This window comes from Stenotrophomonas sp. FBCC-B152, from assembly GCF_059134105.1.
On sequence record NZ_CP101442.1, the window covers coordinates 4085802 to 4100120 of the forward strand.

Sequence of the window (14319 nt, forward strand, 5' to 3'; positions counted from 1 at the left end):
GTTGGCCGGCCCTCCTGGAGCCCGAACATGCACCGCTTCCTGCTCCCGATTCTTCTGTTGTTCGCGGCCGGCGCCGCGCACGCGGCGCCGCACCGCATCTTCATCGCCGGCGATTCCACCGCCGCCGATTACGGCCCCGAACGCGCGCCGCTGATGGGCTGGGGCCAGGCCCTGCCGAGCTACCTGAACCCCGCCGTCTGGCAGGTCCGCAACCACGCCAAGGCCGGCCGCAGCGCCCGCAGCTTCATCGAGGAAAAGCGCCTCGACGCCATCGCCGCCGAGCTCCAGCCGGGCGACGTGCTGCTGATCCAGTTCGGCCACAACGATGCCAAGTTCGAAGACCCCACGCGCTACGACGACCCGGACACCGCCTACCCGCAGTACCTGATGCGCTATGTGCAGCTGGCCCGCGACAAGCGCGCCACGCCGGTGTTGATCACCCCGGTGGCGCGGCTGCTGTATGACTTCGGTTCGCTGCTGGACACGCACGGGCTATACACCCAGGCGGTGAAGCAGCTGGCCGCGCGCGAACAGGTGGCGCTCATCGACCTCAACGCCAGCTCCACCCGCTGGATCCGCGCGCTGGGCGAGCAGGGCGCCAAGCCCTACTTCATGTTCGTACCCGAACAGAACAAGGCGGACGGCACCCACTTCAGCACCGCCGGCGCCACCGCCGTGGCCTGCCTGGTGCTGCGCGACTGGGTGGCGTTGACGCCCGGGCTGAAACCGGCCTTGAAGCGCGACATCGATTGCGACGTAAGCCAGCCGGCAGGGCAGGGCAGCGACCCGGCCAGGCCCTCGCGCGTGGTCCACGAGCGCGATATCGGCATTTCCCAGCCGGGCCCGCATGGCGGCGCCGGGCCGACCACCGCCTACCCGTTCTTCGCCGACGACAAGGACCTGCCGTTCGTGCTGCGCAAGCGCGTGCTGCACAAGGGCGCGGGCATCGGCCTGCACCCGCAGCACAAGGACGAGATCTATTACATCGTCAGCGGACAGGGCAGCTACGTGCTGGATGGCAAGCAGTACGACGTGGCGGCCGGCGACGCCCTGCTGACCCGGGTGGGCAGCCTGCATGCGCTGCAGCAGCGCGGGGAGCAGGATCTGGTGGTGCTGCTGGCGTATCCGCGGTGAGAGCGCAGCCGGGCAGGGCCCGGCTCTACCGACGTTAATCTTCAAAAGCTTCTTAGTCTTTTGAAATTTAGTCAGGTAAACTTCAAAAGACACTGATGTTTTTGAAGGATGGCGCGCTAAACTTCAAAAGCGTACAGTGCTTTTGAAGTTTAGGCCTCGGAGGGTTCCATGCGACGGGAAGACATAGCGGCCCCGCTGCGCCAGTACCTGGTGCCCGTCGAAGGCCGGCCGAATCTGGTGGCCATGACAGCCCCGCCCACCCCGCGCAGGCTGCCTCCAGGGCAGTCGGGCAACCGCCAGCTGTTCGTCGACGCCAACGCGGGCCTGGCGCGGCTGGAACAGGCCATGCGGCAATGGCCGACCCCTGACCTGGTCACCCGTACCCTGGCGCGACGCGAAGCCGTGCAGAGCTCCCAGATCGAAGGGACCCAGACCGACCTGGACCAGCTGCTGGTGTACGAAGCTACCCTTGGCCTCGACGGCCTGCCCGCCGACGTGTTGGTCACCAAGCGCTACGTGCAGGCGTTGCAGGGCGGCCTGGAAGCGGTGAGGGAGCGGGGTAGATCCGCCATCGGCCTTGCGCTGGTCAACCACCTGCACGCAGTGCTCATGCAGGACACACCGGAGGACTTTCCAAAGGGCAGTTATCGGCAGGAACAGGCCGTCATCGGACCATTGGGAGGACGTCCTGAAGACGCACGCTTCGTTCCTTCGCCGCCGGATCGGATCGGCGAGGCGATGCAGGAACTGGAACGCCAGATGCTGCAGTACCAGGCGGCGGAAGACGAACAGTTCGAACTGAACATCCTTGCCCAGCTCGCCATCGCGCACGCTCAGTTCGAAACCATCCACCCTTACCAGGATGGCAATGGACGCACCGGTCGGCTGCTGATGCCGCTGATACTGGCGGGAGAAGGGTATCCACCGCTATACCTGTCCGGCGCATTACTCCGCAGCAAGGACAGCTACTACGACGCGCTCAACCAGGTGCAGATCAAAGGCAACTGGGTACCGTGGATGGACATGGTCTCCAGGGCCGTGGTGGAGTCGGCCAACGATGCGATCGCCATAGCCGAGGACATGCAATCGCTCGTAGCGGAGTGGTCGGAGAAGGTAAGCCGCTATCGCGGTGATTCCGTTGCGCGTCGACTTCCGGCGCTGCTGGTGGGCCATCCGGTGGTCACGGCGTCACAGGTTGCTTCGCTGCTGGAGGTGTCTGACCGGTCAGCGCTTACCGGCATCTATGCGCTGGAGGAAGCCGGCATCCTGTCGAAGGGCAGCGAGAAGAAGTGGGGCAGGACTTACCACGCCCACGCCGTGCTCAGGCGACTCAACCAGCCACCGTTGCGCGTGGCCCAGCGACCTCGCTGAAAGCAGCCGGGCAGGGCCCGGCGCTACGGTCAAACGTCGCCGCCTTCCGCCCAGCCTTCGCCGGTGCCCTTCTGGAACACGCGGTCGCCGTCCTGCACGTCGCCGGCCGGCAGGTGCTCCTGCGTTTCCAGCGCGGCGTAGATCGGGGTGAAGTCCGGCGCGGTCGCTTCCATCAACTGCTCGTAGCTGTCGATGACGAAGTAGGTTTTCTGGAAGGTGTCGATGCGGTAGCGGGTGCGCATGATGCGCTCCAGCTCGAACCCGATCCGGTTCGGCGCGGCCGATTCGAGCGAGTACAGGGATTCACCCTTGGACGAAACGATGCCCGCGCCGTAGATGCGCAGCCCTTCGGGCGTGTTGATCAGGCCGAATTCCACCGTGTACCAGTACAGGCGGGTGAGGTGCTGCAGCGCTTCGGGGCCGATCGCGTGCGCCTTGACCCCGCCGCGGCCGTAGGCGGCCATGTAATCGGCGAACACCGGGTTCATCAGCAGCGGCACGTGCCCGAACAGGTCATGGAACATGTCCGGTTCGGCGATGTAGTCGATCTGGTCCGGGCGCCGGATCCACCAGGTGACCGGGAAACGGCGGTTGGCCAGGTGGTCGAAGAAATCCAGTTCCGGCAGCAGGCCTTCCACGCCGACCAGGGTCCAGCCGGTGGCGGCGCCCAGCACTTCGTTGAGCTGGTCGAAGCGCGGAATCATGTGCGCGTTCATGCCCATCTCGTCCTGCGCCTGCAGGAACTCCTTGCTGGCGCGGCCCACCAGCAGCTCACGCTGGCGCTGGTACAGGGTGCTCCAGGTGGCGTGGTCGTCGGCGGTGTAGCTTTCCCACGGCTGTTCCACCACGGCGGTGGTGTACACCGGCACGTAGCCCTTGTCGGTCTGCTGGTGTTCGACGCGGCGGGGGGCGGTGGCGGTTTCCATCGAGGTGGGCTCCTGGGAAGTGACCCCTTGATGCTAGGGCAGGGCGCGCGCAAGAGGATTGCAAAGTTGCACGGATCTGCCGATCTGGCGCAATATCGTTGCGTCCAATCAATGTTGCGGAGCAGCAATGTCCGGAGATGCCCAGTTCGACCGCACGGATCTGCGTCTTCTGGCGGAGATCCAGCAACATGGTCGCGCCACCAACGCCGAACTGGCGGCGCGGGTGAACCTGTCCCCGTCAGCCTGCCTGCGGCGGGTACAGCGGCTGGAGAGCGAGGGTGTCATCGCTGGTTACGGCGCGCGGCTGGAACCGCGCCGGATCGGGCTGGGGCTGCAGGCCTTCGTGCGCGTGCAGCTGGAAAAGCACGACCAGCACGCCATCGGCGTGTTCGCCGACAGCGTGGTGGACTGGGATGAAGTGGTGGCCTGCCATGCGCTGACCGGCGACATGGATTACCTGCTGCACATCTACGTGCGCGACCTGGAGCATTTCTCCAGCTTCCTGCTGGACAAGCTGCTCAATGCCGCCGGCGTGGCCGACGTGAATTCCAGTTTCGTGCTGCGCACGGTGAAGGACTTCAGGGCGTTGCCATTGTCGCAACTCGAATAGGCGACGGCAGCCACGCAGGGCGTGGCTCTACGCGCACTTCTCTTTTCGGCCCATCAGTTTTCCCACGCGCGAGGGCTCGTCGCACTTCGGCGGCGGCGGTGGCGGGGCCAGTGCCGCGGCGCGGGCCTTCTGCAGCTGCTGGATCTTGGCGCGGATCTGCGGCATCGCGGCCATGGCGGCCTTTTCGCCTTCCAGGATGGCGTAGCCGCGCTGGCTGAAATCGGCCGCGCCGATGTCCAGCACCTTGGGGCGGATGATGATGTCCGCGCGCGCCAGCTCCTGCTCGCCCAGGCGCTGGCCCATGATCGAGATGGACTGGTTGACGATGCCCAGCATGCCGGTCGGCGATTTACCGCTGGCCTTGCTGGAAATATCCACGGCGATGACGAAGTCCGCGCCCAGCTGGCGCGCGGCATCCACCGGCACCGGGCTGACCACGCCACCGTCGACGAACAGGTTGCTGCCGATCTTCACCGGTTCGAACACGCCCGGGATGCTGCTGGAGGCACGCACGGCTTGGCCGACGTTGCCACGCACGAATACCGCGCGGTCGCCGGTATCCAGGTTGGTTGCCACAGCGGCGAACGGCTTCTTCAGCTTTTCGGCGGGCTTGTTGTTGACCTGCGCATTGACGTAATCCTGCAGCTTCTGGCCCTGCACCAAGCCGCCGGAGAACAGGCGCACGTCGCGGATGCTGGCTTCATCCAGGGCCACGGCCTTGGACTGCATCTCGAACGCATCCATGCCACTGGCATACAGCGCGCCGACCACGCTGCCGGCGCTGGTGCCGGACACCACCACAGGCTCGAAGCCATTGGCTTCCAGCATCTTGATCACGCCGATATGCGCGAAGCCCTTGGCCGCACCGCCGCCGAGCGCGATGCCGATCTTCACCGGCTTGGCCGGCACCACCGTGGCGGCTACCGGCGGCGGGGTCGGGCGAACAGCTTCACCGCCGCAGCCAGCCAGCAGGCCGAGCAGGGCAACGGACAGCGTGAGACGGGTGCGGCGGAAGGCGGTCATGGGCGTGGCGAAATGTGAATGGGCGATAGCATACCGGTAGTGCCGGCCCATGGCCGGCAGCCACGCAATGCACGGTTATGCGAGGTTGCCAGCCATGGGCCGGCGCTACCAAAAGAGAAGGCCCGCACTTGCGGGGCCCTCCCAGATGCCTTTCGGCCAACGTCTGCAGCCTACGGGCTGCCAAACGACCCCTCAATGATTGAAGCCGGCGTGGAATGTCGCTGTGGGCCTCAGAACCGGTTGTCGCCATCCAGGATCCGCCCCAGCCCACCCAGCACCGAGCCTTCGCCGCGGCTCTGCCCGCCGCCCTGCGGTGCGGCCATCCACATGCGGCCGGCCAGGCGCGAGAACGGCAGCGATTGCAGCCACACCTTGCCCGGGCCGGTCAGGGTGGCCAGGAATACGCCTTCGCCACCGAACACCATGCTCTTGATGCCAGCCACGCGGCGCACGTCCATGTCCACGCTGGCGTGGAAGGCGACCACGCACCCGGTGTCCACGTCCAGCCGTTCGCCCGCCGCCAGCTCACGTTCCACCACGCAGCCACCGGCATGCACGAAGACCCAGCCGTCGCCTTCCAGCTTCTGCATGATGAAGCCCTCGCCGCCGAACAGGCCGGTCATGATCTTCTGCTGGAAATGCACGCCGATCTGCACGCCGCGCGCGCCGGCCAGGAAGCTGTCCTTCTGGCAGATCAGGCGGCCGCCGTGCTGGTCCAGCTTCATCGGCAGCACCGTGCCGGGATAGGGCGCGGCGAAGGCGACCTTGGCCTTGCCGTGGCCGGTATGGGTGTACAGCGTGGCGAACAGGCTTTCGCCGGTCAGTACGCGCTTGCCGGCCGACATCAGCTTGTCCATGAAGCCGCCGCCCTGGCCGCTGTGCGAGCCATCGCCGAACACGGTGTCCATCTGCACCGACGCATCCTTGAACATCAGCGCGCCGGCCTCGGCGATGGCGCTTTCGCCAGGGTCCAGCTCGATTTCCACGAACTGCATCTCATGGCCGACGATGCGGAAATCGATGTCGTCGGCACGCTGGCTGCGGCCTCCCGCGCCCGGCATCGGCGGCGGGGTAGCGACAGGCGCGGTGGCGCCGGCCTGCAGTTCCGGCACGTCGGCAATGGCCATCCAGCCGCTCATGCCCTCGCACCACACCAGCGCACGCGGATTGGCGCGGGCGTACTGGCGGGCGGCGTCGTCGCCGAGGGGGCCAACGCGGTCGGCCTGGCCGGAGGAATGGAAGTACCACTGGGTCATCGCGCACCTGTGTGTGATGCCGGGCATCGGCCTGGCTGAAGGCGTTCATCCTGCCAGAAGGCAGGGTCGCCGGGCACCGGCCACCAGTACCGGATTCGTCAACCGGCGGCGGCGGGTTGCCTTCACATCTGGGGGCGCGGATCTTGGTAATGAAAGATCCGTATTTGCGACGCTGTTGTTGTACTGCAACAATTGTCTGGTAGCGCCGGTCCACCACCCTTCCCAACACAGCCTAATCGCCATGTTCCCGAACCGCACTGCCCACGGCCGTACTCCGTCCGTGCATCCCCTCGTTGTCGCTCTTGCCGCCCTGCTGCCATTGACGGCCGCAGCCCAGGACGCCCCCGCCACCAAGGATCCGGTTGCACTGGACACCCTGCAGGTCACGGCCCAGCGCCGCGTCGAAAACGCCAAGGACGTGCCGGTCTCGATCTCGGCCATCCAGGGCGAAAAGCTCGACGTGCTCGGTTCGGCCGGCGACGACATCCGCTTCCTGTCGGCCCGCGTGCCGAGCCTGAACATCGAATCGTCCTACGGCCGTGCCTTCCCGCGCTTCTACATCCGCGGCCTGGGCAACACCGATTTCGATCTCAATGCCTCGCAGCCGGTGTCGCTGGTGTATGACGATGTGGTGCAGGAGAGCCCGCTGCTGAAGGGCTTCCCGCTGTTCGACCTGGCCGGCGTGGAAGTACTGCGCGGCCCGCAGGGCACGCTGTTCGGGCGCAACACGCCGGCCGGCGTGGTGAAGTTCGATTCGGCCCGTCCGTCGCAGGATGCCGATGGTTACGTCAAGGTCTCCTACGGCACCTATGACACCTGGAACACCCAGGCCGCCTACGGTGGCCCGCTGACCGACCGCTGGTCCGCGCGCGTGTCGGCGCTGTACCAGCGCCGCGACAACTACGTGGACAACACCCGCCCGAACGCACCGGCCGAAGGCTTTGAAGGCTACGACGAAGCCGCGGGCCGCGTGCAGTTCCTGTACGAAGGCGACGAGTTCGAGGCGCTGTTCAACCTGCACAAGCGCAAGCTCAACGGCACCGCGCGCCTGTTCCGCGCCAACATCATCCAGCCGGGCAGCAATGCGCTGGTGGAAAACTTCGACCGCGACAAGGTCTCCAACGACGGCGAGAACTTCTCCGAGCTGGAAACCTGGGGCGGCAGCGCACGCCTGCAGTGGAACCTGGGCGGCGTGACGCTGCACTCGATCACCGGCTATGAAACCGCCGAATCGCTCAACCATGGCGATATCGACGGCGGCTACGGCGCCAGCTTCCTGGGCGCGGGCAACTACGGCCCGGGCTTCATTCCGTTCCCGTCCGAATCGGCCGACGGCCTGCCGCACCACCGCCAGTGGACCCAGGAATTCCGCGTGGAATCCAACGAATGGGGCCGCTTCGACTGGCAGGCGGGCGTGTTCTACTTCGATGAAGACGTCACCATCGACAGCTTCAACTACGACTCGCTGACCCCGGGCAACCCGCAGACCGGCCATGCCGTGCAGAGCCAGCGCAACAAGGCGTGGGCGGCATTCGCCTCCGGCGATTTCGACGTCACCGACAATTTCAAGCTGCGCGGCGGCGTGCGCTACACGCAGGACAAGAAGGACTTCACCGCCAGCGTGCTGCAGGCGGTGCCGGGCGGTACCCCGGTCAGTGGCCCGTACCTGGCCAACACCGATGTCGACGATGTCAGCTGGGACCTGAGCGGTGTGTACCAGGTCACCGACAACTTCAACGCGTATGCACGCGTGGCCAAGGGCTTCCGCGCCCCGTCCATCCAGGGCCGCCTGGCCTTTGGTGGCGTGTCGCAGGCCGATTCGGAGAAGGTGATTTCGTATGAGATCGGCGTCAAGGCCGACCTGTTCGACCGCCGCGCGCGCCTGGGCTTCAACATCTTCCGCTACAACGTGGATGGCCAGCAGTTGATCGCAGTGGGCGGCAGCAACAATACCGCCACCCTGCTCAACGCGGACAAGACCATCGGCCAGGGCGCGGAGCTGGACTTCGAAGCCTACCTGACCGACCACGTGCTGCTGACCCTGGGCAGCAGCTACAACGACACCGAGATCAAGGACCGCGACCTGGCGGTGGCGATCTGCGGTGGCGGCTGCACCATCACCGACCCGACCACGGTGATCAACGGTGGCACCTACGCGCTGGTCAACGGCAACCCGTTGCCGCAGGCGCCGAAGTGGATCCACAACATGACGCTGCGCGCTGGCTTCCCGATCACCGATGCCAGCGAGCTCTACGTCTACACCGACTGGGCCTACCGCAGCGCGGTGAACTTCTTCCTGTACGAGTCGCCGGAATTCCGCAGCCGCTCGTCGCTGGAAGGCGGCCTGCGCCTGGGTTACAACTGGGATTACGGCCAGTACGACGTGGCCGTGTTCGGTCGCAACCTGACCAACCAGACCCGCGTGGTGGGTGCCATCGACTTCAACAACCTGACCGGCTTCCTCAACGAGCCGCGTACGTTTGGCGTGGAGTTCACCGCGAAGTTCTGATGTCGCGGATGATGGCTTGAATCGAAAACGGCGCGGAGAGATCCGCGCCGTTTTTGTGTGTGGTGAAACCGTACCGCGAAACTCAGAGCGCGCTGGCGGGTCGGATCTTCAGCACGGTCTCTTCCGCCGCGCAGTTACGGCTGACACTCGCGCCGGTCTTTCTCGCTGCCGCGATTTCCTTGCGTGCGGCCAGCAGGTCGCGGTTGAAGGCGGCGTTGTCGTGCAGCCTGGCCACGGCTGCCGCGCCCATGAAGCGTCCTTCCAGGATGTCGCTCTGCCAGTGCACGTTGCACACCAGCCGGCTCTCGCCGTAGTTGCGGCCGCGGGCCTGGATGGCGTCGGCGCGCTCGGGGACGATCTCCGACAGGATCAGCGCCCATGCCCAGCCGATCGAGGTGTGGCCGGACGGGTAGGAGCCGTTCTTGCGCAGGCCCTCCTCATCCTCCGGCGTGCAGGTGGGTTCGCCATTGACCTTGAACGGGCGCGCGCGCTGGTAGTGGTGCTTGGCGGCCCGGGTGGCGGCGCTGGCATCGATGCGGCTGCGCTCCAGCAGGCGGTACAGCGCGGGGGTCTTCTGCGCGTCCACGTCCAGCCCGATCGCGCAGGCGAACTGGTTCGCGCCTTCCGGGAAGCCCAGCTCGGCATCGCGGTGGGCCTGGGCGAATCGCGGGGTGTCGCGCAGCGCGCGCGCCTCCCGGCTGACCTGCTCGTCCAGCGCGAAGCCGGCCGAGCCCGCCGCCGGCGGGGCCGGCACCAGCGCCAGGCTGTCCGGCACCGCGTCCGCCGCCAGGTAGCCCACCGCCTTGGTGACCACCGAGGCTTCCACCGGGGTGGTCGGCGCGGCCACCGTGGTACAGCCGGCCAGGGCCGCGATCAGGGCGGTGGCCAGCAGGGGGCGCAGGAAGGGGGCGGAAGCGGCAACGTGCATCGGCAGGTCTCAAAAGCGTGAAGCCCGCATGATCGCAGCTTCCCGGGCGCCTGCCAGCGGCCACTGGTCATGCCGCCAGACCCGGCATGGCGCAGTGCAGCGCGGCGTTGGGAGTCGTTTCAAATGATAGGAACCCTCTACTGGTTCACGGAAACCGATTCGCATGCGGAATAGCTTCTGTCGGCAATCAGGGGGATCACCGGTAGGGCGGGGCGTGCCCCGCCGAGCAAAGGGAGTCACAGGATGCAAAGCACTGCAGTGGGGAAGGGCGTGGGCCTGGCCCTGGGAATGATGCTGGCGTGTGCCAGCGCGCACGCCGCCGACGTGGTGGGCGTGGCGTTCGTACACGGCACCGGCAAGCAGACCGATGCGCGCGCCGATTACTGGCAGCCGGGCATCATCGACACCGTTCGCCAAGGCCTGCCCAACAGCGCCAATTACACCGTGGTGAACTGCGATTTCGAGCAGTACATGTGGAAGCCGGAAGCAGCCGGCTGCCTGGCTGGCCAGCTAACCACGTTCATCAACACGCGTGGCATCACCAAGCTGGTGGTGATCACCCATTCCAACGGCGGCAACGTGGTGCGCTGGATCCTGTCCAATCCCACCTACGACAGCCGCTACCCCAAGCTCATCCAGACCATCAGCAAGGTCACCGCGCTGGCGCCGTCGTCGGCCGGCACGCCGCTGGCTGATGCGGTGCTCAACGGCAACGCCTTCGAAGCCTCGGTCGGTTGGCTGCTGGGTTACCAGAACGATGCGGTGCGCATGCAGCAGGTGGGCTGGATGGCCACCTACAACGCGCAGAACCTGTACGGCACCGCCGGCCGCCCGGCGCTGCCCAGACCGTTCCGCGCGGTGGTGGGCTCGGATGTGGAATCGGCGGTGTGGGACAGCAACAGCTACTGCGGTGGCTATGCGCAGAACGTGGGGCTGGAGCTCACCCAGAACTGGCTCAACAGCTGTTCCGATGGCTTCCTGGAATGCAGCAGCCAGAAGGCGGCGGGCAGCGTGCTGTTCACCGACAAGGCGCGCACCAACGGCGCCGAACCGCTCAGCCACAACCAGAGCCGCCGCGAATGCTTCGGCCTGGGCGCGATCCTGCGCAACGACCTGACCCTCTGAGGAGCACGCCATGACGTCACGATTGATGCTTGCCATGGCCGTAGCCTCGGCGCTGTTCGCGCTGCCGCTGCACGCCGCCCAACCGCTGCAGGCCGCGCGCGGCACCGACCAGGTGGCCCCGCGCGTGGAACGCGCGCCGATGCCCGATGCCACGGTGGAACGCGCCCCCGTGCGCTTTGCCTGGGCATTGGCCCCGACCCAGCCGCTGAGCGCACCGGCCCCGTTCGTCGCACTGAGCCGCAGCTACTGGGACACCGTGGATGCGGCCACGCTGCAGCGCGGCCTTGCGCTGCCGCTGACCGCGCCGGATGCGGTGATCCAGGTCAGCCCGGTGCAGGGCGCCCGCGCGCTGGAGGTGGAGCAGCTGCAGGTTCGCGACCCCTCCGGTGCCATGGCGCTGGACAAGGTGGTGGATGCCCAGCAGCTGCGCGCTGCCGGCATGGGCGTGGGCGAGGGCAGCGCGATGGCGCGCACCGGCGCCAGCACCGCGGTGGGGACCTATCGCCTGCAGGCGCCGCAGGCCCAGGGCCGTTACGTGGTGCAGGTGCTGGAGCCCAACAGCCCGATCGCGCTGACCCTGCAGGCCGACCGCCGGCAGGTGCTGGCCGGCGGCAGCGTGGTGCTGAACGCACGCCTGCAGCACGACGGCGGCAACGCGGCGCTGGCGGCCGGGCGTTCGGTGGCGCGCACGCTGCCGGCGGGCGGCGAAGCGCTGCTGGTGGCACCGGACGGCCGCAGCTGGCCGGTGCCGCTGGTGGCCGGCAAGGACGGCCTGCGTGCGCAGGTGAACATTCCCGAGGATGTGGGGCAGGCACAGGGGCTGTGGGAACTGCAGGCCTTCGTCACCGCGCAGGGCGTGCAGCGGGATGCCAAGGTGGCGTTCGCGGTGGCCCGGCCGACGGCGCGCTTCAGTGGCCAGGTCGAGGTGGATGCCGCCCGGCGCCAGGTGCGGCTGCCGCTGCAGATCGGCGCGCCGGGTCGTTATGAGGCACGCGGCACGCTGCACGCCACCGGGCCCGACGGAAAGCTGCACCCTGTGGCACAGGCGCACAGCGCGGCGTGGTTCGATGCGGCCGGTGCCGGCGAACTGCTGCTGGCCTTCGATACCGTGGCGCTGCCGGGTGGCTACAGCGCCCCGTTCGAACTGCGTGACCTGCAGTTGCAGGACCAGGGCCGGATGGCCCCGATCGAAAGCCGCGCGGTCGCGGTGCGGTTCTGAAACACGCCGGGGGCGGCCGCGCCGCCCCCGGTTGTCACCCTGCGAACGCGGTCAGGCGACCGTCATGCTCGATTACCTGGATCGGCCCGCCGAATACCTCTGACAACGGCCCATCCCGCAGCAAATGCGCGCGCGTGCCATCGGCCGCGATCCGGCCGCCACGCAGCAGCACCACGCGTTCGATTTCCGGAATCACCTCTTCGATGTGGTGGGTCACCAGCACCAGCGTGATGCCCTGCGCGGCCAGCGTGCGCATGGTGGCGATCAGGTGCTGGCGCGCCACCAGGTCCAGCCCGGTGGAGGGCTCGTCCAGCAGCAGCGCCTGCGGCCGGTTCACCAGCGCCCTGGCAATCAGCACGCGCCGGGTTTCACCGGCGGAAAGTTCGGCATAACCCCGGTGCAGCAGCGGCAGCGCGCCGGTCAGCGCCAGCGTCTCGCGCACCCGAGCGCGCATGTCGTCGGTGACCTCGCGGAACGCGGGCACCACGAAGCTGGCGAAGAAGCCCGACAGCACCGCTTCCTCCACGGTCAGCCCGGGCATGTCGGCCAGGTTGCTGCTCAGGTCGCCGGTGACGATGCCCAGCTGCGAGCGCAGCCGGTCCACCTGCCAGCGGTTCTGCCCCAGCACGCGGACCGCGACAGTGCCGTCGGCATGCGCCAGCGGGTACAGCTCACGGGTGATGAGCTTGATGAAGGAGGATTTGCCGCAGCCGTTGGGGCCCAGCAGCGCGGTGTGCTGGCCCTGGGCGATGCGCAGGCTCAGGTCATGCAGCACGCGGACCTGCCCACGGATGACGCAGGCGCGGTCGAGTTCGATCAGGGGGGCGGCGGCGGCAACGGCCGGCGGTGGGGTGGCAACGGTCATGAATGCGGGGGCAATGCTCACGAAGGGGGAAAACAACTGAATGACTGCGCAAAAATCGCATCAGACGGATGAAGTTTGCAACGTCTGGCCCCATCATGGCCCTACCTGTACCCGTTTCCCTGCTGGCCATCACGGCCCGGAGTCCTGCGATGCTCGATACCCTCATCAACTTCCTGACCGGCGGTGTAGTCGGCCTCGGCTGGTGGGGCATGGGCCTGGTGCTGCTGGTGTTCACCCAGCTGACCATCTTTGCCGTCACGCTCTACCTGCATCGCAGCCAGGCGCACCGCGGCGTGGATTTCCACCCGGTCATCGCGCACTTCTTCCGCTTCTGGACCTGGCTCACCACCTCCATGATCACCAAGGAGTGGGTGGCCATCCACCGCAAGCATCACGCCAAGGTGGAAACCGAGGAAGACCCGCACAGCCCGGTGACCAAGGGTATCGGTACGGTGTTCTGGCGCGGCGTGGAGCTGTACCGCGAAGCCCGTGGCATGCGCGCGGACATCGAGCAGTACGGCCGTGGCGCCCCGGAAGACTGGATCGAGCGCCACCTGTACACCCCGCACGCCAACCTGGGCCCGGTGGCCCTGTTCGCGGTGAACCTGCTGCTTTTCGGCCTGCCCGGCGTTGCCCTGTGGGCGATCCAGATGGCGTGGATTCCGTTCTGGGCCGCCGGCGTGGTCAACGGCCTGGGCCACTGGTGGGGCTACCGCAACTTCGAATCGGCCGATACCTCCACCAACCTCACCCCGTGGGCGTTCTGGATCGGCGGCGAAGAGCTGCACAACAACCACCATGCCTTCCCCAGCTCGGCGCGCTTCTCGATGCGCCGCTGGGAGTTCGATATCGGCTGGGCGGCGATCCGTGGCCTGCAGGCCGTGGGCCTGGCCAAGGTGCTGCGCGTGGCGCCCAGCATGGACGTGCGCCCGAACATCGCCGTGCCCGATGCCGAAACCCTGAAGGCGCTGCTCTCGCACCGCTTCCAGGCCATGACCGATTACCAGCGCAATGTGTTCGTGCCGGCGCTGCGCGAAGAAGCCGCGTTTGCCGGCGCCAAGCTGCGCAAGCTGTTGCCGCGCCGCATGCGCCGGGGCCTGGTCAACGATGGCCGCTGGCTCAAGCCCGATTGCCGCGCCGAGCTCAGCAGCTGGGTCGAACAGCGCCCGCGCATCCGCGTGCTGGTTGAACACCGCGCGCGCCTGGCCGCCCTGCTGGAAGCCCGTGGCAACGATGCCGCCGAACGCCTGAAGCTGCTCCAGGCCTGGTGCCATGAAGCCGAGGCCAGCGGCATCGCCGCGCTGCAGAACTACGCCGCGCGCCTGAAAGGCTACGCGCTGACGGCGCACTGAC

The 14319-nt window shown here is 67.3% G+C and carries 12 protein-coding genes; 7 read left to right on the plus strand and 5 right to left on the minus strand.

Annotated elements, in window-relative coordinates:
• The first annotated feature begins 27 nt into the window (after positions 1-27).
• Positions 28-1134: a GDSL-type esterase/lipase family protein gene (locus NMB40_RS18530; RefSeq protein WP_494359387.1), complete on the plus strand. Its 1107-nt coding sequence runs from the start codon at positions 28-30 to the stop codon at positions 1132-1134.
• Positions 1135-1302: 168 nt separating this feature from the next.
• Complete coding sequence (locus NMB40_RS18535; protein WP_494359388.1) at positions 1303-2505, plus strand: Fic family protein; 1203 nt, start codon at positions 1303-1305, stop codon at positions 2503-2505.
• A gap of 29 nt (positions 2506-2534) precedes the next feature.
• On the opposite strand, the gene phhA is transcribed toward NMB40_RS18535, so the two are convergent.
• Positions 2535-3431 carry a phenylalanine 4-monooxygenase gene (gene phhA, locus NMB40_RS18540; RefSeq protein WP_494359389.1) on the minus strand — a complete coding sequence of 299 codons (897 nt, stop codon included), beginning with the start codon at positions 3429-3431 and terminating at the stop codon, positions 2535-2537.
• Positions 3432-3558: 127 nt separating this feature from the next.
• On the opposite strand from phhA, the gene NMB40_RS18545 reads away from it, so the two are divergent.
• Positions 3559-4041: an Lrp/AsnC family transcriptional regulator gene (locus NMB40_RS18545; RefSeq protein WP_068848115.1), complete on the plus strand. Its 483-nt coding sequence runs from the start codon at positions 3559-3561 to the stop codon at positions 4039-4041.
• A gap of 27 nt (positions 4042-4068) precedes the next feature.
• Here the strand turns inward: NMB40_RS18545 and NMB40_RS18550 are convergent, their stop codons facing one another.
• Together NMB40_RS18550 and NMB40_RS18555 are read right to left on the minus strand one after the other, a co-directional pair.
• Positions 4069-5064 (minus strand): patatin-like phospholipase family protein, encoded by a 996-nt coding sequence (locus NMB40_RS18550; RefSeq protein WP_494359390.1) that lies wholly within the window; start codon positions 5062-5064, stop codon positions 4069-4071.
• A gap of 230 nt (positions 5065-5294) precedes the next feature.
• Positions 5295-6320, minus strand: coding sequence for a TIGR00266 family protein (locus NMB40_RS18555; RefSeq protein WP_448141559.1), 1026 nt, complete (start codon positions 6318-6320; stop codon positions 5295-5297).
• A 241-nt stretch (positions 6321-6561) separates the two neighbouring features.
• Here NMB40_RS18555 and NMB40_RS18560 point away from each other — a divergent pair, with 241 nt between their 5' ends.
• Positions 6562-8829 carry a TonB-dependent receptor gene (locus NMB40_RS18560; RefSeq protein WP_494359391.1) on the plus strand — a complete coding sequence of 756 codons (2268 nt, stop codon included), beginning with the start codon at positions 6562-6564 and terminating at the stop codon, positions 8827-8829.
• A gap of 82 nt (positions 8830-8911) precedes the next feature.
• Here the strand turns inward: NMB40_RS18560 and NMB40_RS18565 are convergent, their stop codons facing one another.
• Positions 8912-9757, minus strand: coding sequence for an acid phosphatase (locus NMB40_RS18565; protein WP_494359392.1), 846 nt, complete (start codon positions 9755-9757; stop codon positions 8912-8914).
• Positions 9758-10000: 243 nt separating this feature from the next.
• On the opposite strand from NMB40_RS18565, the gene NMB40_RS18570 reads away from it, so the two are divergent.
• Both NMB40_RS18570 and NMB40_RS18575 read left to right on the plus strand, forming a co-directional pair.
• The gene (locus NMB40_RS18570) at positions 10001-10882 is read left to right on the plus strand and encodes a lipase family protein (protein WP_282245808.1); all 882 of its coding nucleotides are present in this window, start codon (positions 10001-10003) and stop codon (positions 10880-10882) included.
• A 10-nt stretch (positions 10883-10892) separates the two neighbouring features.
• The gene (locus NMB40_RS18575; RefSeq protein ID WP_494359393.1) at positions 10893-12101 is read left to right on the plus strand and encodes a DUF4785 domain-containing protein; all 1209 of its coding nucleotides are present in this window, start codon (positions 10893-10895) and stop codon (positions 12099-12101) included.
• A 34-nt stretch (positions 12102-12135) separates the two neighbouring features.
• On the opposite strand, the gene NMB40_RS18580 is transcribed toward NMB40_RS18575, so the two are convergent.
• Positions 12136-12966, minus strand: coding sequence for an ABC transporter ATP-binding protein (locus NMB40_RS18580; protein WP_494359394.1), 831 nt, complete (start codon positions 12964-12966; stop codon positions 12136-12138).
• Between the two features lie 149 nt (positions 12967-13115).
• On the opposite strand from NMB40_RS18580, the gene NMB40_RS18585 reads away from it, so the two are divergent.
• Entirely contained in the window at positions 13116-14318 is a 1203-nt protein-coding gene (locus NMB40_RS18585; RefSeq protein ID WP_282245802.1) for a DesA family fatty acid desaturase, read from the plus strand.
• Position 14319 lies beyond the last annotated feature (1 nt).

Excerpts from the sequence above, each read along its gene's own strand:
- NMB40_RS18585 (WP_282245802.1), top strand. The coding sequence starts at position 13,116 with ATGCTCGATACCCTCATCAACTTCCTGACCGGCGGTGTAGTCGGCCTC.
- NMB40_RS18565 (WP_494359392.1), bottom strand. The coding sequence starts at position 9,757 with ATGCACGTTGCCGCTTCCGCCCCCTTCCTGCGCCCCCTGCTGGCCACC.
- NMB40_RS18530 (WP_494359387.1), top strand. The coding sequence starts at position 28 with ATGCACCGCTTCCTGCTCCCGATTCTTCTGTTGTTCGCGGCCGGCGCC.
- NMB40_RS18550 (WP_494359390.1), bottom strand. The coding sequence starts at position 5,064 with ATGACCGCCTTCCGCCGCACCCGTCTCACGCTGTCCGTTGCCCTGCTC.
- NMB40_RS18575 (WP_494359393.1), top strand. The coding sequence starts at position 10,893 with ATGACGTCACGATTGATGCTTGCCATGGCCGTAGCCTCGGCGCTGTTC.
- NMB40_RS18570 (WP_282245808.1), top strand. The coding sequence starts at position 10,001 with ATGCAAAGCACTGCAGTGGGGAAGGGCGTGGGCCTGGCCCTGGGAATG.
- NMB40_RS18560 (WP_494359391.1), top strand. The coding sequence starts at position 6,562 with ATGTTCCCGAACCGCACTGCCCACGGCCGTACTCCGTCCGTGCATCCC.
- phhA (WP_494359389.1), bottom strand. The coding sequence starts at position 3,431 with ATGGAAACCGCCACCGCCCCCCGCCGCGTCGAACACCAGCAGACCGAC.
- NMB40_RS18555 (WP_448141559.1), bottom strand. The coding sequence starts at position 6,320 with ATGACCCAGTGGTACTTCCATTCCTCCGGCCAGGCCGACCGCGTTGGC.
- NMB40_RS18535 (WP_494359388.1), top strand. The coding sequence starts at position 1,303 with ATGCGACGGGAAGACATAGCGGCCCCGCTGCGCCAGTACCTGGTGCCC.
- NMB40_RS18545 (WP_068848115.1), top strand. The coding sequence starts at position 3,559 with ATGTCCGGAGATGCCCAGTTCGACCGCACGGATCTGCGTCTTCTGGCG.
- NMB40_RS18580 (WP_494359394.1), bottom strand. The coding sequence starts at position 12,966 with ATGACCGTTGCCACCCCACCGCCGGCCGTTGCCGCCGCCGCCCCCCTG.